Source organism: Streptomyces sp. NPDC051576 (genome assembly GCF_040681835.1).
In the GTDB taxonomy this organism is placed as follows: Bacteria; Actinomycetota; Actinomycetes; order Streptomycetales; family Streptomycetaceae; genus Streptomyces.
Window position 1 is genome coordinate 956,675 of sequence record NZ_JBFAZO010000001.1, and the last position, 22,120, is coordinate 978,794.

The following is a 22,120-nucleotide window of genomic DNA, read 5'->3' on the forward strand; positions in this document are numbered from 1 at the left end:
CACGGACGCATCCGGATCCCCTGTGAGGGGTGAAGCATTCGTGGACATGACAGAGCCCGACATGACAGAGCCCCGGCCGCTGCGAGACGGCCGGGGCTCAGCTCATGAGGAGGTCAGCTGGTCGTCACGGCGGTGTCGTCGAGGACGAAGCTGGTCTGGAGGGAGGAGTCCTCGACGCCGCTGAACTTCAGCGTGACGGTGGAGCCGGCGAAGGAGGACAGGCTGAAGGACTTCGCGACGTAACCGGTGGCCGCGTTGAGGTTGGAGTAGGTCGCCAGGGTGGTCGAACCTGCGGTGACCGTCAGCTTGTCGTACGCGGTGCTGGTGGTGGTCTCCGCGGTGTCGACGTGCAGGTAGAAGGTGAAGGTCGTGCCGGTGCAGCCGGACGGGATCGTCACCGACTGGGACAGCGTGTCGGTGTGGGTCGAGCCGTAGCCGTCGAGCCAGGCCTTGTACGAACCGGTGCGGGCGGCCTCGCCGGTGTCGTTGGTGATGACCCCGCTGCTCGCGGTCCAGGTGGTGTTCCCGGACTCGAAGCCCGCGTTGCCCAGGAGCTGGGTCGAGGTGCAGGTGCCGCCGCCGGAGGTGCTGACCGTCCAGGTGAAGGAGGCCGAGCCGGAGGCGCCGGTGGAGTCGGTCGCGGTCACCGTGACGGCGTAGGTGCCGGCGGTGGACGCGGTGCCGGAGATCAGACCGGTCGAGCTGGAGATCGACAGCCCGGTCGGCAGGCCGCTCGCGCTGTAGGTGAGGGTCGCGCCCGCGCTGTCCGAGGCCGAGATCTGGAGGCTGGCCGAGCTGCCGGTCGCGGTGGACTGGCTGCCCGGGTTGGTGACGGTCACCGTGTTGCCGGTGGTGGTGCCTGAGGTGAAGGCGGCGGTGCCGTCCGGGGTGCCCCAGCCGGTCGGGCCGTCGTAGCCGGTGCCCGCGGTGCAGAAGTAACTCGTCGTGCAGGAGCCGTTGTTGCCGCTGGTGACGTCGTACAGGTTGCTGGTGTGGGAGTAGGGGTACTTCGCCGGGTAGTCACTGGAGCCCGGGGTGCCGGCCAGCGCGTAGACGCCCGCGATGATCGGGGACGAGGCGCTGGTGCCGCCGTAGACCGCCCAGCCGGAGCCGCCGTAGGTGTCGTAGACGGCCACGCCGGTGGCGGGGTCGGCGACGGCGGAGACGTCGGCCTCCATGCGCTTGGTGCAGCCCGTGTCGGTCTGCCAGGTCGGCTTCGCGTCGTAGGCGGAGCAGCCCGAGCCGGTGCCCTCGGTGCTGCTGGTCTTCCACACGGACTCGGTCCAGCCGCGGGAGTTGGAGGAGGAGGACAGGGCGGTGCCGCCGACGGCCGTCACGTACTGGGACGTCGCCGGGTACTCGGCGCCGTAGGCCTCGTCACCGGAGGAGACGGTGATCGCGACGCCCGGGTGCTTGAAGTACGCGGTGTCCTCGCTGGTCTGCGAGGAGGCCTCGGAGCCGCCCCAGCTGTTGGAGACGAACTTCGCGCCCAGGGTGACGGCCTCGTTCTCGGCGGTGCCGAGGTTGGCGTCGGTGGCCGAAGTGGCCTCCACCAGAATGATGTTGCAGTTCGGGCAGACCGCGCTGACCATGTCGATGTCGAGCGCTTCCTCGCCCGCCCAGCCGGTGTCGTTCGTCGGCAGGGACGTGGTCGAGCCGGTCTGGCTGACCTGCTTGAAGCAGCCGCTGGCCTTGGTGCAGGCGGAGAGGCCGAAGTTGGAGCGGTAAGTGGCCAGGTCCGACTCGGCGTTGGGGTCGTTGTACGCGTCGACCACGGCGACCGTCATGCCGGAGCCGCCGGTCGAGGGCAGCGCGTACGCGCTGTGCAGGTTGGCCGGGCTCAGACCGGACACGGCCGCTGCGGCGTCCGCGTGCACGGCGGCGGCCAACTGCTGCTTGATGTCGGTGCGCCGCTGTGCGAAACAGGCTGCCTGACCGGGGGCCGCGGTCGCGCACAGGTGCTCGGTCGGCACCTTCTGCCCGGCCTTGCCGGTCGAGTGGACGGCCTGGGCCGCGGGGGCGGTCAGGGCCTTGGAGTTCTGGGTGACCTTGGAGACCTGGGCGGACTGGGTGGTGGCGTGGGGGACCGTCTGCGCACCGGCGGGCGCCGCGGCCACCAGGCCGAAGACGCTCAGGGCGAGGGCGGGTATCGCGGCCGTGAGGAGTCTTCGCAGGCTTCGTCTGGGCTTTTCACGCATGGGGGTGCTGCCTCCGTCGAGTCGATGGGAGTGGGGTTCCTCGGCGTGGTGGCAGGCCTGTGACGCGCGTAGCGGCGGCGTTGAACGTCGTCATGGGCATGACACTTTGAGCGTTCTGTGATGCCGTCCGTGGAGTCGTTGTGCGTGACATGAACAGGACGGGCAGAACGTAGCCGGGGTGAGGAGACCGGGAACAGATGCCCCCCAAGAACTTTGCCGCCCCATAGAAAGTCCATGGACGGCCCATGGAAGCTCCATGGGCCGTCCCAGTCCTTACGGTCCCTACGGCTAGAAGTCCTCGTCGAGGTCGACCGACCCCTCGACCGCGACCTGGTACGCCGACGGGCGGCGCTCGAAGAAGTTGGTCAGCTCCTGCACGCCCTGCAACTCCATGAAGGAGAAGGGGTTCTCGGAGCCGTAGACCGGGGCGAAGCCCAGCCGCTGGAGACGCTGGTCGGCTACGCACTCCAGGTACTGGCGCATCGAGTCGGTGTTCATGCCCGGCAGTCCGTCACCGCACAGATCGCGCCCGAACTGCAGCTCGGCCTCGACGGCTTCCTTCAGCATGTCCGTGACCTGCTGCTGGAGTTGGTCGTCGAACAGCTCCGGCTCCTCCTTGCGGACGGTGTCGACCACCTCGAAGGCGAAGCTCATGTGCATGGTCTCGTCGCGGAACACCCAGTTGGTGCCGGTGGCGAGGCCGTGCAGGAGACCCCGGCTGCGGAACCAGTAGACGTAGGCGAACGCGCCGTAGAAGAACAGGCCCTCGATGCACGCGGCGAAGCAGATCAGGTTGAGGAGGAAGCGGCGGCGGTCGGCCTGGCTCTGGAGGCTCTCCAGCTTCTCGACCTCGTTGATCCACTTGAAGCAGAACTCGGCCTTCTCGCGGATGGAGGGGATGTTCTCCACCGCGTCGAACGCCGCCGCGCGGTCCTCCGGGTCGGGGAGGTAGGTGTCCAGCAGGGTCAGATAGAACTGGACGTGCACCGCCTCCTCGAAGAGCTGACGGCTCAAGTACAGCCGCGCCTCGGGGGAGTTGATGTGCTTGTACAGCGTCAGCACGAGGTTGTTCGCCACGATCGAGTCGCCCGTCGCGAAGAACGCGACCAGCCGCCCGATCATGTGCTGCTCACCCGGGCTGAGCTTCGCGAGGTCGGAGACGTCCGAGTGGAGGTCGACCTCCTCGACGGTCCAGGTGTTCTTGATCGCGTCCCGGTAGCGCTCGTAGAAGTCCGGGTAGCGCATGGGGCGCAGGGTCAGCTCGAAGCCCGGGTCGAGGAGGTTCTTCTCGGTGTTCGGGGTGGTCATTACTGGCAGGCCTCGCAGGACTCGGGGTTTTCCAGGGAGCAGGCGACCGCGTCTTCGTCGGGCGTCGACTGCTGTACGGGGACGGTGGCTTGGGCCTGTGCCTGGGCCGCGCGGGCGATGCGGGTGGCCGGGCGGGAGCGCAGGTAGTACGTCGTCTTCAGGCCCTGCTTCCAGGCGTACGCGTACATCGAGGAGAGCTTGCCGATCGTCGGCGTCTCCAGGAACAGGTTCAGGGACTGGGACTGGTCCAGGAACGGGGTGCGGGCGGCGGCCATGTCGATCAGACCGCGCTGCGGGATCTCCCAGGCCGTGCGGTACAGGTCGCGGACGTCCTGCGGGACCCAAGTGAAGCCCTGCACCGAGCCGTTGGCCTCGCGCAGCGCCTCCCGGGTCTGCGCGTCCCACACGCCGAGCTGCTTCAACTCGGCCACCAGGTAGGAGTTGACCTGAAGGAACTCGCCGGACAGGGTCTCGCGCTTGAAGAGGTTCGAGACCTGCGGCTCGATGCACTCGTAGACACCCGCGATGGACGCGATGGTGGCCGTGGGGGCGATGGCCAGCAACAGGCTGTTGCGCATGCCGACTTGGGCGATCCGTTCCCGCAGCGCCGCCCAGCGCTCCGGCCAGGTCACCTCCACGCCGTAGTGGTCGGGGTGCAGAACACCCTTCGCCGTACGGGTCTTCTCCCAGGCCGGGAGCGGGCCGTTGCGCTCGGCGAGGTCGGCGGAGGCCTCGTACGCGGCGAGCATGATGCGCTCGGCGATCCGCGTGGACAACGCCTGCGCCTGCGGGGAGTCGAAGGGGACGCGGAGTTTGAAGAAGACGTCCTGGAGGCCCATGGCGCCCAGGCCCACCGGGCGCCAGCGCGCGTTGGAACGGCCCGCCTGCTCGGTCGGGTAGAAGTTGATGTCGACCACGCGGTCGAGGAAGGTGACGGCGGTACGGACCGTCTCGTCCAGCCGCTCCCAGTCGATGTCACGGGTCGCCGTATCGACAAATGCCCCCAGGTTCACGGAACCCAGGTTGCAGACCGCCGTCTCGCCGTCGTCCGTGACCTCCAGGATCTCCGTGCAGAGGTTCGAGGAGTGGACGGTGTGGCCCGGCTCGGCCGTCTGGTTGGCGGTGCGGTTGGCCGCGTCCTTGAACGTCATCCAGCCGTTGCCGGTCTGCGCGAGGGTGCGCATCATGCGGCCGTAGAGGTCACGGGCCGGGATGGTCTTGCGCGCGAGGCCCTCGGCCTCCGCCTTGCGGTAGGCCGCGTCGAACGCGTCGCCCCACAGGTCGACCAGCTCGGGCACGTCGGCCGGGGAGAACAGCGACCAGACGCCGTCCTCGTTCACCCGGCGCATGAACTCGTCCGGGATCCAGTGCGCCAGGTTCAGATTGTGCGTACGGCGGGCGTCCTCACCGGTGTTGTCGCGCAGCTCCAGGAACTCCTCGATGTCGGAGTGCCAGGTCTCCAGGTAGACCGCGGCGGCACCCTTGCGCCGGCCGCCCTGGTTCACCGCGGCGACCGAGGCGTCCAGCGTCTTCAGGAACGGCACGATGCCGTTGGAGTGCCCGTTCGTCCCGCGGATCAGCGAACCGCGGCTGCGGATACGGGAGTACGACAGACCGATGCCGCCGGCGTGCTTGGAGAGGCGGGCGACCTGGTGGTAGCGGTCGTAGATGGAGTCCAGCTCGTCCAGCGGGGAGTCGAGGAGGTAGCAGGACGACATCTGGGGGTGCCGGGTGCCGGAGTTGAAGAGGGTGGGGGAGGAGGGGAGGTAGTCGAGGCGGCTCATCAGCCGGTAGAGCGCGGCGACTTCGTCGAGCGCGCGGACGCTGTCGTCCTCGGCGAGACCGGCGGCCACCCGGAGCATGAAGTGCTGGGGTGTCTCGATGACCTTGCGGGTGATCGGGTGCCGGAGGAGGTAGCGACTGTGCAGGGTACGGAGCCCGAAGTAGCCGAAGCGGTCGTCGCCCTCGGTGTCGATCAGCGCGTCGAGGCGGGCCGCGTGGAGCCGGGCGAACTCGGCGGTGCGGTCGGCGATCAGGCCCTCGCGGTGGCCCACGGCGACGGACCCGGTGAAGCTCGTGACGCCCTGGGAGGCGGCCTCGGCGGCGATGCTGATCGTCAGCAGCCGGGCGGCCAGCCGGGAGTAGACCGGGTCCTCGGAGATGAGGCCGGCGGCGGCCTCCGTGGCCAGTTCGCGCAGTTCCGTCTCGTCCGCGTGTGCGGAGCGGCCGCGCAGGGTGGCGGCGGCGACCCGGCCCGGGTCGGCGTCGGGAAGGTCGGCGGTCAGCTCGGTCAGGGTCCGCAGGATCGCGGTACCGGGGCCGTCGGCTCCGGTCGCGGTGTCCTCGTTCGCCTGGGTCGCTGAGGCCGGCTCTGCTGGCGCGATGGTCACGGTGGGGCTCTCCCTCGCTCGGCACGGGGCCTTGCGGAGGGCAGACGGCAGCTCACGAGCGCACGGGGCGTCGCGTCCACCGGCCCACTCCACGAGGCCCGGACGTCATCGCCCGGACCGGGTTGGCCGGGCACGCCGTCGACAGGTCCTCGGACTGACCAGGTGCGCGTATACGCACAAGTACACCGTTGCGGGACAGTTCCGGATTCGCACCGGATTCCCCTGCGGCGACAGCGAGCATGAGCATACATCTTGTGCCGGGCTGTCGTGGCAACCCCAGATGTTGTGTCGCGGCGGTTTCAGAGCGTCAGTTGATAGGTGAGCAGAGTGAGATCGTCCAGGTGCGGCACGGGATTCCAGTCCCGGTCGGGTGTGCGGACGAAACCCAGGTGTTCGTAGATGCGGTGGGCCGCGTGCATGGAGCGCTGGGTCGACAGGACGACGGTTGTGCAGCTCGCTGTGGCCCGGGCGCGGTCGACGCAGGCGCGGACGAGGGCTTCGCCGGCGCCACGGCCGCGGGCGGCGCGGTCGACGGCGAGGGCGCGGATCTCGGCCTCGCCGGGGAGGGCTATGTCGGCGACGGGGCCGGGCCCGGGGACGAAGGTGACTCCGCCGAGGAGGCGGTCGCCGTCCACGGCGACCAGGACCTCGGCGGCGGCCGCCCGCCTCGCGACGTCCTTCAGCACCGGCAGGTACTCGTCCTCCTCGCCGTAGTCGAGGAGACCGTCGTCGAGGTAGGCGTGGGCGGTAAGGGCGCCGAGGGGTTCGTACTCGTCGGGGGTCGCCCGGCGGATCACGATGTCCATGGCTTCGAGTCTGCCCGACGGCCGAGTTGCGGGGTGTCCCGGGAGTGATTCCATGGAAAGAGGTGCCGGTGCCCGCGTGGTCCTCTGTCCCGAGAGTCGCTCTCGGAGGGAGAACGCATGATGACCAGGGTCGTCCGTCATCCGCCCGGCAGGGAGCGACTGCGCGACGCACCGATGGCGACGCTGGATCTGCGCCGGGCCGGGGTCCGGGTCAGGCGGTTCCTGCTCGGTCACTGGCACACCCTGACGATCCGTCTGGAAGCGCGCCGGGGCACGACGCGCCTCAAGAAGTGGCGCAGGTGGATCTCGTACACGAACGTCACCAGGGTCCTCTGGCTGGCCGCCGCGCTCTCGGTGCTCGCCTGGTGCGCGGAGGGCCTGTACATCCTCGTCGAGCACCACTCGACCCGTTTCGAGGAATGGCGGCAGCACAACCAGGGGTTCGACGCCCTCCTCCGTTTCGTCGGCCCCGTCCTGACCGCCTCGATCGCCGCCGCGCTCTTTCTGTTCTGGTGGTATGCCTGGACCAAGCGGCGCTACCTCGTCAAGGCGCGTTCGGACCCGCAGAAACTGGTGCTGACCGCCGGGCAGGAGGCCGCCGAGATCGTGGGCCGCGACGAGGTCGCCCAGGTCATCGCCGAACGGCTGCGGGACCGCGACACCCGTCGGCCCTATCTCCTCGTCGGCGGCGTCGGCGTGGGGAAGACCGCCGTCCTGGTGCGGCTCACCGAACTGCTGGCCCGGCAGAACGCCGTCCCCGTGCCGGTCCGGCTGCGGGACGCGGCCGACGGGGCCGACCTGAACTTCGAGCGCATGGCGAAGCAGCGCTTCGCCGAGGAGTCGCCCAAGGGCATCCTCGCGCGCGGCAAGACCGAGCGGGTCTGGCAGCAGTTGCTCGCCGACGACAAGCCGGTCGTCATCGCCGACGGTCTGGAGGAGGCCCTCCTCGACGAGAACCTCCAACAGAACCGGGACAACATCATCCGCCGGGCCATCGAGCGTGCCTACGAGGAGAAGCTGCCCCTGGTCATCGCCTCCCGGCCGCACAGTCCACTGGAGAGCACCCTCGCCGCGATCGTGGAGCTGGAACCGCTGAGCGAGGAGGAGGCGCTGCACTTCGTGGAGGCGCGGGTCCCGGACACGGACGAGCGTCGCGTGGACTGGATCGTGGAGACGGCGGAGGTCACCGAGTCGCCGATCTACCTGCAGATCGCCCGTGGACTGCACCGGCACGGCGCCCTGGAACGCGACGGTGCGCGGGGCGACGCACAGCGGCTGGACACGCGCAGCTGGGATCGCAGCACGCTGCGGCTGTGGTTGCTGCAGACCTGGGAACGGGCCCTGTGCGAGGGCCGGTTGCGCGATGAGGTCGCGCTGACACCGCAGCAGCGCCGCGACACTCTCGAAGTGGTGTCCGCCTTGGCCTGCATCGGGCTGCTCCAGGACCAACTGGAGGTGGGCTTCGCGGAGTTGCTCGCCCTCGACGTGCACCCCGGTCTGGCCCGCCGCACCTGGGCGCAGGCCGAGCACCTGTGGACCAAACAACGCGGATTCGACCGGTACGGCAAACGGGAGAACGTCTTCTCCGAGTGGCACCGGGAGCAGATCTGGCACACCCTCTGCAACCGGCTCGGTCATGAGGAGGGCAGGTTGTTGCGTGAGGGCAATCTGGGCCAGTGCCACGCCGTGCTGGCGCGCTTCGCGGGGTACGCGAACAGGCTCGGGCTGGTGGAGGGTTTCGAGAAGCGGGTCCGTTTCCCGCACAGCATCTTCCAGGCCTACTTCGGCTTCCGCACACTGACCGACCTCGGGGAGCGGGAGGTCGGGGAGCTGGTCGAGGAGGCACTGCAGCCGCCCGGACCCAGCCGTGAACTGCTCATCGCCCTGGTCCTGTTGTCCCGTCGGCGGGCGGCGGAACGCGGGGGCGAGGGAGGGAGCGTCCGGGCCGAGGCGAAGAAGGAGATGAAGGAGCTGTGGCGGCAGGTTCCCGTGAGCGGGCGCAGCCTGGCCCAACGGCTCTGCACGGCCGCGAAGCACCGCACGGGAGACCCGAAGGCCCTGGACCTCTATGCGGCGGCCCTGGAGGTCGAATGCGCGGAGCAGGACCCGAGAATGATGAGCGACATCGTCAGGATGGTCAGCGCCGGCTGGGCCGGCGTCAAGGGGGACCAACGCACGCTGGAGGACGCGAAACGGCGCCTGCTCAAGCGGCTCGGGGCGGCACTGCGCTCGGTGTCGGGCAAGATCGACACCACTCCGCTGTACTACCAGTTCTTCCGGATGGGCATCGAGGAGCCCTCCTCCTCGCTGCGCCTGGCCGCGGCGCAGGAGATCGGCAGCGGTGGCAACGAGGCGTTCGCGATGATCCGCGAACGGATCGGCCTGAACAGCGATCCAGTGCAGGAGTACAACGACAGGGTCGGTGAGCTGAGGCTGTGGAAGCGGCGGCAGTTCGAGACGTGGGCCAGGAAGATGGCGGGCGCGAGGACCGATCGCCCGCCTTCGCGCGCCGCGTTGTCCGAGCGCATCGACCAGCTGCAACACGAACGGCAGGACCTCAACCGGGAGTACCGGCGGCGCCGGGTCGCCCTCTTCCGGGAGTTCGTGATGCGGGCCTGGATGATCCCCATGCTCCTGGGCTCGGTCGACGACGCCCACCGCGACGAGGCCCGGGAGCGACTCACGAAGTGGCTGCGCCACCTCGACCCGAAGTTCACGGGCGGCGCCCCCGACCTGCCGCTGGCCCTTGAGGCCGCGCTGGCCCAGGGCTTCAAGTACGCGGCCAACCGGCGCAAACGCCACCCGCACGCGTACCCGCGCGGTCGCGCCGATCTCATCCGGCAGGCGGAGAAGGTGTTGCAGCAGTCCCGTTGCTGGTACGCGCAGGTGAGCCTGCTCCAGGCGCTGTGCCTGTGGGAGCTGCCGGACAGGGCGGGCCACCACCATGACCACGCGAACCACGACGACACCGCGACGGGCCCGGAAGGCGACGGCCACGTGGTGCACGAACTCTCCGAGGCGATCGGCGGGATGACCGCCGTACAGACCGTGGAGCGCTGGCTGTCGATGACGGGCACCGTGAACGGGGCGCCCGGACGGTCGGACGCGAACGGTGCCCCGGCCCGACGGTCCCTGCATCCCTTCGTCGCCGAGGCGGCCGATCTGGTGGCCCTCGCGCTGGAGACCGGGCAGCCCGAGCGGTATCTGTGGATCGACGAGAAGGGCGCCACGGACACCATCGGCTCCCGCACCCGGTACCCCGGGGGATATCGCCGGCACAACCTGTGGATTCCGCCGTCGGTCGGCTGGAGCACCCTGGACGCCCGGGCCCAGCACCTCGTCGCCGACGTCCTGGTCATGCTGAACCTCATCGAGCGCGACGGGCATCCGGACGAGGTCGAGGAGCGGCTGGCCCGCATGGAGCAGCCCGGCATGCCGCTCCCGCCGTGCATCCGTACGAACCGTGAGCCGCTGCGGCCGGACCTGCGGGCCGGTACCTCGGTCCCGCCCGCACCGGGCAGCAGCTGTCTGCCCGACTGCAAGTTCCAGCTCTGCCCGTACCCGCCCCGGGGCTGTGTGCCCCGGGGTGAGATCCGCGAGCCGTTCTGCCGCCAGCAACAGGCACTGTTGCCGGGACGCGTGCGTCGTTGTCTGCCCAGGGTCCTGCGCCGGAAGACGCCGCACTGGGTCAGCATGCGCGTCCGGGAGCTGGACCGCTTCTGGGAAGCGATGGCCGGGCGCACGCGCGACTGACTAGTGGGCCGCTCCCGCCGTCGCCGGCGGCAACTCCACCTCCACCCCGGGGTCCCCCGCATCCGCCGTGTAGTCGGACGGGCTTGTCTCGTCGATGCCCTCCGGGGCCTTCAGCGCCTTCAGGGCGAAGGTGAGGACCACCGTGACGACGACGTTGAGGACGAACGCGGTCAGGCCGATGTAGCCGATCTCGCCGATTCCCGGGATCTCCTTGGAGGAGCCGCCGAAGTGGGCCTGTGTCGGCGAGGCGACCCCGTATGCGGCGAGGGTGCCGTAGATCATGCCGACCGCCCAGCCGGCGAGCAGGGCCCAGCGGTGGAACCAGCGGGTGAAGAGGCCGCCGACCAGGGCCGGGAAGGTCTGGAGGATCCAGATGCCGCCCAGGAGCTGGAAGTTGATGGCGACCGTCTTGTCCATGGTGAGGACGAAGACCAGTGCGCCCACCTTCACCAACAGCGAGACGATCTTGGAGACCTTCGTCTCCTGGGCCGGGGTCGCGTCCGGCTTGATGAAGTCCTTGTAGATGTTGCGGGTGAAGAGGTTCGCGGCCGCGATGGACATGATGGCCGCGGGGACGAGCGCGCCGATGCCGATCGCCGCGAAGGCCACGCCCGCGAACCAGTCCGGGAACATGTTCTCGAAGAGCTGCGGGATCGCCAACTGCCCGTTGTCGACCTTGACTCCGGCCGCGATCGCCATGAAGCCGAGCAGCGCGAGCAGCCCCAGCATCAGTGAATACAGCGGCAGGATCGTGGTGTTGCGACGGATCACGTTGCGGCTCCGGGAGGAGAGCGTGGCCGTGATCGAGTGCGGGTACATGAACAACGCCAGCGCCGAGCCCAACGCCAGGGTGGCGTACGTCCATTGGCCTGCCGGGGCCGGCACGATACCGCCCGCTCCGGCCGCCTTGAACTTGGCGCCCGCCGCGCTGAAGATGTCGTCGAAGCCGCCGAGCTTGATCGGGATGTAGATGATCGCCACCGCGATGACGATGTAGATCAGCCCGTCCTTGACGAACGCGATCAGCGCGGGCGCCCGCAACCCGGACGAGTAGGTGTACGCGGCCAGCACGGCGAAGGCGATCAGCAGGGGCAGGTCCTTCACGAACCAGTTGGAGTTCGCGCTGCCGCCCACCCCCATGACGTCCAGCACGGCCTGGATGCCGACCAGTTGGAGCGCGATGTACGGCATCGTCGCGAGGATGCCGGTGACCGCCACCGCCAGCGACAGGCTCTTCGAGCCGAAGCGGCCGCGCACGAAGTCCGAGGTCGTCACATAGCCGTGCCGGTGCGACACCGACCAGAGGCGGGGCAGGAACGTGAAGATGAGCGGGTACACCAGGATCGTGTACGGCACCGCGAAGAAGCCGGCCGCGCCCGCCGCGTAGATCGCCGCGGGGACGGCCACGAAGGTGTAGGCGGTGTAGAGGTCGCCGCCGAGCAGGAACCAGGTGACCCAGGTGCCGAACGACCGTCCGCCCAGGCCCCATTCGTCGAGGCTGTGCTCGTTGTCGGCCCGGCGCCAGCGGGCGGCCAGGAAGCCCAGGACCGTGACGGCCAGGAAGAAGAAGATGAAGACGCCGAGGGCGACGCCGTTCACGCCGTCGTTCACCGGGTGCCTCCGTGGCGGGTCCGCTGGTCGTGCTGCCAGAGCTTGTAGGCGGTCATCGTGAGTGCCGTCGAGATCAGCACCCACAGCATCTGGTACCAGTAGAAGAACGGGATGCCGATGAACGTCGGGTCCGTCTTGGTGTAGGAGCCGACCCAGAGCAGCGCCACGAAGGGCGCGAGCAGGCAGACGGCGATGATCACGCGTACCGGCGTGACCACCGGCTGTCTCACTTCGGGCGCATCTGACATGTCGCGGCTCCGTCTCCTTGCTGATCACCGGTGTAATGCGCAGGCAATGTAGGTCACGGGGTCACCGGAGCGAAAGGCCTCGTCCGCATATCGGCATGTCGATTCCGTGAAAGTCCGACATCGGGTCTGACATCGGTGTCAGCAGCAGCGGAAACCCTGCCTGGGGTCGTTCTCCTGGCGTTCCGTCCGCATCCGTTCGAACTCGCGGCGGCCGGGCACCTCCGCCTCGGGATGGTCCCGGCGTACGTGCGCCACATACCGCTCGTACGCCGACTCGTCGGTCAACTCCCGGACGTACCACCGCACTCCGCTAACCGCCCGCCTGAACGCCGACCGCGTCACGCGCCGCCGCCTCCTCTTCCTTCTCCTCCCGGGTGGGGATCAGCCCGGCCGGTGCCACGATCTTCGACTCGACGTACGGCGCCTCGCTCAGCGTGGAGAGCGCGGGACGGCGGAGGTGGCGCAGACAGACTCGGAGCGCGTCGGCGATCACCACCACGACCAGCACCGCGAGAATGGCCGAAAGTACCCCGTCCACCGTGGAGTTGATGACCACGGTGTGCATGTCGTCCATGTTCTTGGCGGGCGGCAGGACCTTGCCCGCGTCGATCGCGTCCTGGAACACGGACCGTTGCTTGAAGAAGCCGACCTTCGGGTCGCCGGAGAACACCTTCTGCCAGCTCGCGGTCAGGGTGACCGTCGCGTCCCAGGCGAGTGGGATCCCGGTGATCCAGGCCCACTTGAGACGCCCCGACTTCACCAGGAGCGTGGTGCAGACGGCGAGGGCGACGGCGGCGAGCAGCTGGTTGGAGATGCCGAAGATCGGGAAGAGCTGGTTGATCCCGCCGAGGGGTTCGTGCACGCCGACCCAGAGGAAGTAGCCCCACAGCGCGCACACGATCGCGCTGGTCAGCGCCAGGCCCGGCCGCCAACTCACGTTCCTGAAAGGCCGGTAGACGTTCCCCAGCATGTCCTGGAGCATGAACCGGCCCACCCGCGTGCCCGCGTCCAGCGCGGTCAGGATGAACAATGCCTCGAACATGATCGCGAAGTGGTACCAGAAGGCGCGCAGACTCCCGCCGGTGACCTTGGCGAAGATCTCCGAGACCCCGACCGCGAGGGTGGGCGCACCGCCGGTGCGGGACAGCAGACTCGACTCGTCGACGTTCTTCGCGGCCTGCGCGAGGTCGGCGGGGGAGATGTGGTAGCCCCAACTGCTCACCACCTGCGAGGCGTTCTGCACCGTCGTGCCGATCGCGCCCGAGGGGGCGTTCATCGCGAAGTACAGACCGGGGTCGATGATGCTCGCGGCGACCAGGGCCATCACGGCGACGGACGACTCCATCAGCATGGAGCCGTAGCCGATCATCCGGATCTGGGTCTCCTTCTGGATCATCTTCGGCGTCGTACCGCTCGATATGAGCGCGTGGAAGCCGGACAGGGCACCGCAGGCGATGGTGATGAAGACGAACGGGAAGAGCGAGCCCGCGAACACCGGGCCGTTGCCGTGCTTGGCGAAGTCGGTGACGGCGGGCATCTTCAGGGCGGGCAGGGCGACCACGACCCCGATCGCCAGCAGGGCGATGGTGCCGATCTTCATGAAGGTGGAGAGGTAGTCGCGCGGGGCGAGCAGCGTCCACACCGGCAGGATCGAGGCGATGAAGCCGTACGCCACCAGCCAGATCACCAGCGTCGAGGGCGCGAGGGTGAAGGCGCCGGCCCAGGACGACTCGGCGACCCAGCGGCCCGCGACCAGCGCGAGCAGCAGCAACGCCACGCCGATCAGGGAGACTTCGGAGACCCGGCCGGGGCGCAGGACCCGGAGATAGAAGCCCATCAGCAGGGCGATCGGGATGGTCATGCCGATGGAGAAGGTGCCCCAGGGGGAGGAGGCCAGCGCGTTCACGATGACCAGGGCCAGCACCCCGAGCAGGATGATCATGATGACGAAGGTGGCGATCAGGGCTGCCGCGCCGCCGAACGGGCCGATCTCCTCGCGGGCCATCTGACCGAGTGACCTGCCGTTGCGCCGGGTCGAGAAGAACAGCACCACCATGTCCTGGACCGCGCCCACGAAGACGACACCGGCGATGATCCAGATCGTGCCGGGCAGGTAGCCCATCTGCGCGGCGAGTACGGGTCCGACGAGCGGTCCGGCGCCGGCGATCGCGGCGAAGTGGTGGCCCAGCAGGACGCGGCGGTCGGTGGGGTGGAAGTCGATGCCGTTGTCGAGGCGTTCGGCCGGGGTGGCCCGGGTGGCGTCCACCTTCAGGACCTTGTACACGATGAACTTGGCGTAGAAGCGGTAGGCGATGGCGTACGAGCCGAGCGCGGCGGCGACCATCCAGGCGGCCGACACGTTCTCGCCCCGCGCCAGCGCGAGGACGGACCAGCCCGCCGCGGCGACGAGCGCGACGAGGGTCCAGACGACGATGGTTCGGACGTTCGCGGTACGCACCGGGGTGTCCTCCCGTCCATGCGGCGACGGGAGGAACGTAGAGCAGGAGCGGGAGTTGCGCTACACCGCGTGCATCACCTCGACCGGCTCAGTCCTGCGGTCGCTTGAGGCGCGCCACGAACTTGTACCGGTCCCCCCGGTACACCGACCGCACCCACTCCACCGGCTTGCCCTCCTTGTCGAGGGAGTGGCGGGAGAGCATCAGCATCGGCAGGCCGACGTCGGTGCTGAGCAGGCCGGCCTCGCGCGGGGTGGCCAGCGAGGTCTCGATGGTCTCCTCGGCCTCGGCGAGATGGACGTCGTAGACCTCGGCCAACGCCGTATAGAGGGACGTGTACTTGACCAGGGACCTGCGCAGCGCGGGGAAGCGCTTCGCGCTGAGGTGGGTGGTCTCGATCGCCATCGGCTCGGCGTTGGCCATGCGCAGTCGCTCGATGCGCAGGACCCGGCCGCCCGCGGTGATGTCGAGCAGGTCGGCGAGGGTGTCGTCGGCGGTGATGTAGCCGATGTCCAGGAGCTGCGAGGTCGGCTCCAGGCCCTGGGCGCGCATGTCCTCGGTGTACGAGGTGAGTTGGAGAGCCTGCGAGACCTTCGGCTTGGCGACGAACGTGCCCTTGCCCTGGATGCGCTCCAGGCGGCCCTCGACGACCAGTTCCTGAAGGGCCTGGCGGACGGTGGTGCGCGAGGTGTCGAACTCGGCGGCCAGGGTGCGCTCGGGCGGGACCGGTGTGCCGGGCGGCAGCGTGTCCGTCATGTCGAGCAGGTGTTTCTTCAGGCGGTAGTACTTGGGCACACGCGCGGTGCGGACGGTGGCCCCACCCTCGTTCTCCGCACTGCTGACGTCGGTGCTCATGCTCTGCCTTCCCGGCTCCGGATGAGGGTCACTCGCGACTCGCTCGCGACTCACTTGGTGATCCCTTCTGTATACCGTCGCGAGCCGCTTTTGGTCTAGTCCACAGCGCCAAGTGGTCTAGCGGACGAGAGTACTCCGGCACGGCTGTTTTCGCTGCCTTCTTACTTAAAGGTTCCTGCATATGTAGGTCCCATAACGGCTGGTCAGGGGGGTTTCGGGGACCCTTGACAGGCCCTCTGGTCTGGTCCAAGCTCCCGGTACTGGTCTACACCATTGGTTCAGGTCCCGGCCCATGGGCGGGAGGTGTGGCAGGCATCCCTGAGGAGGGTGGCGTGAAGCGCAAGCTCATAGCCGCGATCGGTATCGCGGGCATGATGGTCTCCATCGCGGCGTGCGGGGGCAACGACGACAAGAGCTCTTCGAACAGCGGCGCCGACGCCAAGGAGCTGACCGTCTGGCTCACCGTCGACGCGCAGAACAACTGGCCCCAACTGGTGAAGGCAGCCGACGCGGCCGTGCAGAAGGCGCACCCCGGCGTCAAGATCAAGCACGAGTACTACGGCTGGCCGGACAAGAACACCAAGCTCGACGCGGTCCTCGCCACCGACAAGGCCCCCGACGTGGTCGAGATGGGCAACACCGAGATGCTGGGCTACATGGTCAAGGGCGCCTTCGCACCCGTCGACCCCGCGAAGTTCACCAACTCCTCCGCCTGGCTGGACGGCCTCAAGGCCTCCGTGACCTACGACGGCAAGACCTACGGCGTCCCCTACTACGCCGGTGGCCGCGTCGCCAACTGGCGCAAGGACATCGCCGCTTCGGTCGGCATCAAGGCCCCGCCGACCACGTACACCGAGCTGACCGCCGACCTGGACAAGATCCAGAAGAAGGAAGGCGACAAGTTCAGCGCCTGGTACCAGCCCACCCGTGACTGGTACGCGGCCATGTCCTTCGTCTACGACGCCGGCGGCTCCATCGCCGTCGACTCGGGCGGCACCTGGAAGGCCAACTTCTCCTCGCCGGAGTCCATCAAGGGGCTCAACGAGTGGAAGTCGGTCATCGACAAGTACATGCACGGCGACAAGACCAAGGACGAGTCCGACCGTTACATCGTCTACGGCCAGGGCAAGGCGTCCATGATCTTCGCCGCCGCGTGGGAGGGCGCGACCGCCGCCGACCCGAAGAACGACAAGACCGGCGGCAAGCTGAAGACCGATCTCGTCAACTTCGTGATGCCCGGCCCGTCCGGCAAGAACATGCCCGTGTTCCTGGGCGGTTCGGACCTCGCGATCCCGGTGAAGTCCAAGGCGCAGGCGCTCGCCGCCGAGTGGATCAACGCCTTCACCGGCCCGTCCGGCCAGAAGGGCCTGATGGCCAAGGGCAACCTGCCGAACAACAAGACCGACCTCGCGACGCTGAAGAGCGACCCCGCGACGGCGGTCCCGGCCACCGCGGCCGAGTCCAACTGGTTCGTCCCGATGGCACCGGGCTGGGGCCAGGTCGAGAAGGCCCAGATCCTGCAGACCATGCTGCAGAACATCGGCACCGGCAAGCAGTCGGTCGAGGACGCCGCGAAGGCCGCGGACACCGCGATCGACAAGGTCATCAACACCAAGTGACCTGAGGCAGGGCCCTGTTGGACCCCCGGGGACTTCTTCGGGACAGGGCCCTGCTTCTCGTACGGCCGTACGACCAGAGGGACCGCTGAGGAGCGCGCGATGAGTGCCGACACGACCACCCCCGCCAAGGTGCCGCCACCGCGGCAGGCGCCCCCACCGCGCGTATCCGGCGCGACCCGCAGACGGCGTCCATCGAACGGCGCCGGGATCCCGTGGCTGCTGCTCGCCCCCTGCCTGCTGATCCTGGCCCTGGTCATGGGCTATCCGCTGGTCCGGCTGGTCACGCTGTCCTTCCAGTCCTTCGGGCAGTCCCAGCTCTGGGGCTTCAAGCCCGCCGAGTGGGTCGGCTTCGACAACTTCTCCGGCGTCCTCGGCGACGGCGAGTTCTGGGGCGTCGTCGTCCGCACGATTGTCTTCGCGGGCGGCTCGGTCGTCTTCACGATGGTCGCCGGCATGGCTCTCGCCCTGCTCCAGCAGCGGGTCTCCGGCTGGATGAAGACCCTCATCAACATTGTCCTGGTGGCCAGTTGGGGCATGCCGGTCATCGTCGCGACCACGGTCTTCAAGTGGCTCTTCGACTCGGACTACGGCATCTTCAACGCCCTGCTCAGCAAGCTCCCCGGGGTCGACATGATCGGCCACAACTGGTTCGCCAGCGGACCCCAGGGCCTCCTCGTCATCATGCTGCTGGTGGTGTGGGGCGCGGTGCCCTTCGTGGTGATCACCCTCAGCGCCGGACTCACCCAGGTCCCCCAGGAGTTGGAGGAGGCCGCCCGCCTCGACGGCGCCGGCGCCTGGGGCGTCTTCCGGTACGTCACCCTGCCCATCCTCAAGCCGATCATCGTGATGCTCACGACCCTGTCGGTGATCTGGGACATGGGCGTCTTCCCCCAGGTGTTCGTGATGCGCGGCGGCCACCCCGAGGCCGAGTTCCAGCTGCTGAGCACCTACTCGTACGACCGCGCGTTCGTCGTCAACGACTACGGGCAGGGCTCGGCGATCGCCCTGGTCACCGTGGTGCTGCTGCTCGGTGTCGTCGCCGTGTACATGCGTCAGATGCTTCAGATCGGAGAGGTCGAATGAGCGCGCTCACGACCGATGCGCCCCGCAGGCCGACCGGCGGGCGCAAGAAGTCCAAGCTCGGCTGGAACCTCGTCGGCCTGCTCGTCTTCGTCGTCGTCGGCTTCCCTCTCTACTGGATGCTCGACACGGCGTTCAAACCGGCCAAGGACGCCATCGACCCGGACCCGAGCCTGCTGCCCACCGGCATCACCCTCGACAACTTCCGCCGGGCACTGGACATCGCCGACTTCTGGGGCCCGGTGGGCCGCAGCCTCATCGTGTCCCTCTCGGTGGTCGTGATCGGAGTGGTCGTAGGCCTGCTCGCAGCGCTCGCCATCTCCCGCTTCGCCTTCCGCGGCCGCAAGATCGTGATCGTCGGCATCCTCGCGGTCCAGATGGTCCCGCTGGTCTCGATGATCATCCCGGTCTTCCTGCTCCTCAACGACCTCGACCAGTACGACAAGCTCTCCGGCCTGGTCATCACGTATCTGACCTTCATCCTCCCGTTCACGGTGTGGACCCTGCGCGGCTTCATCGTCAACATCCCGAAGGAACTGGAGGAGGCGGCCATGGTCGACGGCTGCTCCCGCACCGGCGCCTTCATCCGAGTGGTCTTCCCCCTCCTCGCCCCCGGCATGGTCGCGACCTCGGTCTACGGCTTCATCCAGGCCTGGAACGAGTACCTGTACGCCCTCATGCTGCTCAGCCAGGAGCACCAGACGGCGACCGTGTGGCTCGGCAACTTCACCACCAAGCACGGCACCGAGTACGCCCCGATGATGGCCGGCGCCACGATGATGGCCGTGCCGATCGTCGTCCTCTTCCTCATCGTCCAGCGCAAGATGGCCGCGGGTCTGACCGCCGGCGCCGTGAAGGGATAACGCCCACCGATGACGACACTCGCCAGCGGTACAGACACCTTGACGCGCGACGCCCTCACCGTCCTGCAACCCGGCTTCCCCGGCACCACGGCCCCCGACTGGCTGCTCCGCCGCCTCGGCGAGGGCCTGGCCTCGGTGGGCCTGTTCGGCCGCAACATCGCCTCACCCGAACAACTGTCCTCCCTGACCGCCCAGTTGAGGTCCGAACGGGACGACGTCCTGGTCGCGATCGACGAGGAGGGCGGAGACGTCACGCGCCTGGAGGTGCGGACGGGCTCGTCCTTCCCCGGCAACCACGCACTGGGCGCGGTCGACGACGTGGACCTGACGAGGGCGGTGGCCCAGGAGCTGGGCCGCCGCCTGGCCGAGTGCGGCGTAAACCTGAACTGGGCCCCGTCCGCGGACGTGAACTCCAACCCCGCCAACCCGGTCATCGGCGTCCGCTCCTTCGGCGCCGACCCGGAACTGGTCGCCCGCCACACCGCGGCCTACGTCAAGGGCCTCCAGTCGGCGGGCGTCGCCGCCTGCACGAAACACTTCCCGGGCCACGGCGACACGGCGGTCGACTCCCACCACGCGCTGCCCCGCATCGACGCGGAGGCGTCGGTCCTGGAGCACCGGGAACTGCTCCCCTTCCGCGCGGCCATCGCCGCCGGCACCCGCGCGGTGATGAGCGCCCACATCCTGGTCCCGTCCCTGGACCCGGACCACCCCGCCACGCTCTCCCTCCGCATCCTCACCGACCTCCTCCGCGGCCGACTCGGCTACGACGGCCTCATCGTCACCGACGCCATGGAAATGCAGGCCATCGCCGCCACCTACGGCATCGAACGCGGCAGCGTCATCGCGATCGCCGCCGGCGCCGACGCGCTCTGCGTGGGCGGCGGCCTCGCGGACGACGAGACGGTACGACGACTGCGGGACGCGTTGGTGGGGGCGGTGCGCGCGGGGGAGCTGCCGGAGGAACGGCTGGCCGAAGCGGCGGAGCGGGTGCGGGGGTTGGCGCGGTGGGCGGCTTCGGCGCCGGTGTCAGGACCGGCGTCGGTGTCGGCTTCGGGGGCGGGCTCAGCCTCGGAGGCGGGATCGGCTGTGGGCGCGGGCTTCGCTTCTGACGTGGGCGCGGTTTCGCGCGCGGGCTCCGCCGCAGGCGCGGGGTCTGACGCGGGCTCGGCATCGCTCACCGGCTCCGCCACGGAAGCGGGTCCTGCTTCGGAGGCGGATCGGGTTTCGGGCCGGGGCCGGGTTTCGCACACGGGCTCTGTCGCGCACGCGGGCTCGGCGCCGAATGCGGATCGAGCTTCCGGCGGGGCCTCGGGTCCGCCCGCAGGGTCTGCTTCGGGCGCGCGCTCGGGGTCGGAAGCGGGCTCCGCCGCGCACCCGGGCTCGGCGTCGGAAGCAGGCAGGGACTCGGACGGGAGCCCGGCTTCGGGCAGGCGCCTCGCACCGGACGAGCGCCCAGCACCGGACCCGCACTCCGCCGGCGAGAACCCCACGCCCGCCGCAGAGATGACGCGCGTCGACATCGGCCTCGTCGCCGCCCGCCGCGCCCTCGCGGTCACCGGCGCCGGCGACTTCACCCCGCTCACCGAACCGCCCTACGTCGCCCTCCTCACCCCCGTCGCCAACATCGCCGTCGGTGACGAGACCCCCTGGGGTGTGGCCGCGGAACTCGGTCGGCTCCTGCCCGGTACGGAGACGGGCGGCTTCGGTGGCGAGGGTGCGGGGAGTGCGGTGCTGAAGGCGGCCGAGGGGCGGCGGGTCGTGGTCGTGGTCCGGGACGAACATCGGCACCCCTGGATGGCGGCCGCCCTCGACACCCTGCTGGCAGCCCGCCCCGACACCATCGTGGTGGAGATGGGCGTGCCCCAGGCACCGCCCCGGGGCGCCCTCCACATCGCGACGCACGGCGCGGCCCGGGTCTGCGGTCGTGCGGCGGCGGAGGTCATCGCAGGGGAGTGACCCCGAGAACACCGGTGCCGGGCGACCCCACGAGGATCGCCCGGCACCGGCACGTAGGCCGAAGGAACCCGCGCCTCAGATCCCTTGCCAGTCGGGCTTGTTGACGAACGTGTGCCGGAAGTAGTCCGCGAGCTTCAGCTTGGACGCGGCGCCCTCGTCGACCACGACCGTCGCATGCCGGTGCAACTGCAGCGCCGACGCCGGGCACACCGCGGCGACCGGCCCCTCCACCGTCGCGGCGACCGCGTCCGCCTTGCCCTCACCGGTGGCGAGCAGCACCAGGTGCCGGGCCTCCAGGATGGTGCCGATGCCCTGCGTGATGACGTGATGCGGCACCTGCTCGATGTCGCCGTCGAAGAACCGCGCGTTGTCCACCCGCGTCTGCTCGGTCAGCGTCTTGATCCGGGTCCGCGAGGCCAGCGACGAGCACGGCTCGTTGAACCCGATGTGCCCGTCGGTCCCGATCCCCAGCACCTGCAGATCCACTCCGCCGGCCTCACCCAGCGCCCGGTCGTACGCCTCGCACGCCCCCTGCACGTCCTCGGCGGTCCCGTCCGGCCCGAGGAACGCCTCCATCCCGATCCCGAGCGGTTCCAGCACCTCGCGGCGCAACACCGAGCGGTACGACTCCGGGTGCTCGGCGGGCAGTCCTACGTACTCGTCCAGCTGCGCGATCCGGGCCCGCGAGGTGCCCACGGCCCCGGCCCGGACCTTGGCCGCGAGTGCCTCGTAGATGGGCAGCGGCGTCGACCCGGTGGCCACGCCGAGGAGAGCGTCCGGCTTGCCCCGAAGCAGTTGTGCCATGGCCTCGGCGATCAGCTCGCCGCCCGACTTGGCGTCCGGAACGATGACAACTTCCACGCTGGGCCTGCCGATCTGAAGTGAGCCATGTGGTTTAGACCAATCGTGATCGAGGCTCAATCTAACAGAATCGGTTCCGGCCGCCCAGGTGGCCGGGGCTCCCGCACCCCGCG

General features: G+C 69.2%; 15 protein-coding genes and 1 riboswitch. Of the genes, 5 read left to right on the forward strand and 10 right to left on the reverse strand.

Annotation, left to right across the window (positions count from 1 at the left end):
• Positions 1-113: 113 nt before the first annotated feature.
• The 4 genes from AB0M63_RS04560 to AB0M63_RS04575 form a co-directional block, all read right to left on the reverse strand.
• Positions 114-2,198, reverse strand: a complete 2,085-nt coding sequence (locus AB0M63_RS04560; protein ID WP_366018338.1) for a putative Ig domain-containing protein — start codon at positions 2,196-2,198, stop codon at positions 114-116.
• A gap of 288 nt (positions 2,199-2,486) precedes the next feature.
• Positions 2,487-3,506 carry a ribonucleotide-diphosphate reductase subunit beta gene (locus tag AB0M63_RS04565; RefSeq protein WP_366018339.1) on the reverse strand — a complete coding sequence of 340 codons (1,020 nt, stop codon included), beginning with the start codon at positions 3,504-3,506 and terminating at the stop codon, positions 2,487-2,489.
• Entirely contained in the window at positions 3,506-5,896 is a 2,391-nt protein-coding gene (locus tag AB0M63_RS04570; RefSeq protein WP_366018340.1) for a ribonucleoside-diphosphate reductase subunit alpha, read from the reverse strand. The genes AB0M63_RS04565 and AB0M63_RS04570 overlap by 1 nt, the downstream gene beginning before the upstream one ends.
• Positions 5,897-6,040: 144 nt before the next feature.
• Positions 6,041-6,118, reverse strand: a riboswitch (cobalamin riboswitch).
• 77 nt (positions 6,119-6,195) lie between these two features.
• Positions 6,196-6,702, reverse strand: coding sequence for a GNAT family N-acetyltransferase (locus tag AB0M63_RS04575; RefSeq protein ID WP_355917549.1), 507 nt, complete (start codon positions 6,700-6,702; stop codon positions 6,196-6,198).
• A 117-nt stretch (positions 6,703-6,819) separates the two neighbouring features.
• Between AB0M63_RS04575 and AB0M63_RS04580 the strand changes: the two genes are divergently transcribed.
• Complete coding sequence (locus AB0M63_RS04580) at positions 6,820-10,455, forward strand: NACHT domain-containing protein (RefSeq protein WP_355917546.1); 3,636 nt, start codon at positions 6,820-6,822, stop codon at positions 10,453-10,455.
• On the opposite strand, the gene mctP is transcribed toward AB0M63_RS04580, so the two are convergent.
• The 5 genes from mctP to AB0M63_RS04605 form a co-directional block, all read right to left on the reverse strand.
• Positions 10,456-12,066, reverse strand: a complete 1,611-nt coding sequence (gene mctP / locus AB0M63_RS04585) for a monocarboxylate uptake permease MctP (protein ID WP_355917543.1) — start codon at positions 12,064-12,066, stop codon at positions 10,456-10,458.
• Entirely contained in the window at positions 12,063-12,314 is a 252-nt protein-coding gene (locus tag AB0M63_RS04590) for a DUF3311 domain-containing protein (RefSeq protein ID WP_355917540.1), read from the reverse strand. Before AB0M63_RS04590 ends, mctP begins: the two co-directional genes overlap by 4 nt.
• Positions 12,315-12,452: 138 nt before the next feature.
• Positions 12,453-12,620 (reverse strand): YbdD/YjiX family protein, encoded by a 168-nt coding sequence (locus AB0M63_RS04595; protein ID WP_366018341.1) that lies wholly within the window; start codon positions 12,618-12,620, stop codon positions 12,453-12,455.
• Positions 12,621-12,624: 4 nt separating this feature from the next.
• Entirely contained in the window at positions 12,625-14,772 is a 2,148-nt protein-coding gene (locus tag AB0M63_RS04600) for a carbon starvation CstA family protein (RefSeq protein ID WP_366018342.1), read from the reverse strand.
• An 88-nt stretch (positions 14,773-14,860) separates the two neighbouring features.
• Complete coding sequence (locus AB0M63_RS04605) at positions 14,861-15,625, reverse strand: GntR family transcriptional regulator (protein WP_355917532.1); 765 nt, start codon at positions 15,623-15,625, stop codon at positions 14,861-14,863.
• Positions 15,626-15,957: 332 nt separating this feature from the next.
• On the opposite strand from AB0M63_RS04605, the gene AB0M63_RS04610 reads away from it, so the two are divergent.
• The 4 genes from AB0M63_RS04610 (at position 15,958) to AB0M63_RS04625 (ending at position 21,146) form a co-directional block, all read left to right on the forward strand.
• The gene (locus AB0M63_RS04610) at positions 15,958-17,244 is read left to right on the forward strand and encodes an extracellular solute-binding protein (RefSeq protein WP_355917530.1); all 1,287 of its coding nucleotides are present in this window, start codon (positions 15,958-15,960) and stop codon (positions 17,242-17,244) included.
• Between the two features lie 99 nt (positions 17,245-17,343).
• A complete protein-coding gene (locus AB0M63_RS04615; RefSeq protein WP_355917527.1) occupies positions 17,344-18,327 on the forward strand; it encodes a sugar ABC transporter permease in 984 nt (327 codons plus the stop codon).
• The gene (locus tag AB0M63_RS04620; RefSeq protein ID WP_355917524.1) at positions 18,324-19,187 is read left to right on the forward strand and encodes a carbohydrate ABC transporter permease; all 864 of its coding nucleotides are present in this window, start codon (positions 18,324-18,326) and stop codon (positions 19,185-19,187) included. Before AB0M63_RS04615 ends, AB0M63_RS04620 begins: the two co-directional genes overlap by 4 nt.
• 9 nt (positions 19,188-19,196) lie before the next feature.
• A complete protein-coding gene (locus AB0M63_RS04625; RefSeq protein ID WP_366018343.1) occupies positions 19,197-21,146 on the forward strand; it encodes a glycoside hydrolase family 3 N-terminal domain-containing protein in 1,950 nt (649 codons plus the stop codon).
• Between the two features lie 75 nt (positions 21,147-21,221).
• Here the strand turns inward: AB0M63_RS04625 and nagB are convergent, their stop codons facing one another.
• Positions 21,222-22,007 carry a glucosamine-6-phosphate deaminase gene (nagB, locus tag AB0M63_RS04630; protein ID WP_366018344.1) on the reverse strand — a complete coding sequence of 262 codons (786 nt, stop codon included), beginning with the start codon at positions 22,005-22,007 and terminating at the stop codon, positions 21,222-21,224.
• Positions 22,008-22,120: the final 113 nt, after the last annotated feature.

Coding starts and splice junctions, on each gene's coding strand:
- AB0M63_RS04560 (WP_366018338.1), bottom strand. CDS start 2,198: ATGCGTGAAAAGCCCAGACGAAGCCTGCGAAGACTCCTCACGGCCGCG.
- AB0M63_RS04565 (WP_366018339.1), bottom strand. CDS start 3,506: ATGACCACCCCGAACACCGAGAAGAACCTCCTCGACCCGGGCTTCGAG.
- AB0M63_RS04575 (WP_355917549.1), bottom strand. CDS start 6,702: ATGGACATCGTGATCCGCCGGGCGACCCCCGACGAGTACGAACCCCTC.
- AB0M63_RS04580 (WP_355917546.1), top strand. CDS start 6,820: ATGATGACCAGGGTCGTCCGTCATCCGCCCGGCAGGGAGCGACTGCGC.
- AB0M63_RS04590 (WP_355917540.1), bottom strand. CDS start 12,314: ATGTCAGATGCGCCCGAAGTGAGACAGCCGGTGGTCACGCCGGTACGC.
- AB0M63_RS04605 (WP_355917532.1), bottom strand. CDS start 15,625: ATGAGCACCGACGTCAGCAGTGCGGAGAACGAGGGTGGGGCCACCGTC.
- AB0M63_RS04615 (WP_355917527.1), top strand. CDS start 17,344: ATGAGTGCCGACACGACCACCCCCGCCAAGGTGCCGCCACCGCGGCAG.
- AB0M63_RS04620 (WP_355917524.1), top strand. CDS start 18,324: ATGAGCGCGCTCACGACCGATGCGCCCCGCAGGCCGACCGGCGGGCGC.
- AB0M63_RS04625 (WP_366018343.1), top strand. CDS start 19,197: ATGACGACACTCGCCAGCGGTACAGACACCTTGACGCGCGACGCCCTC.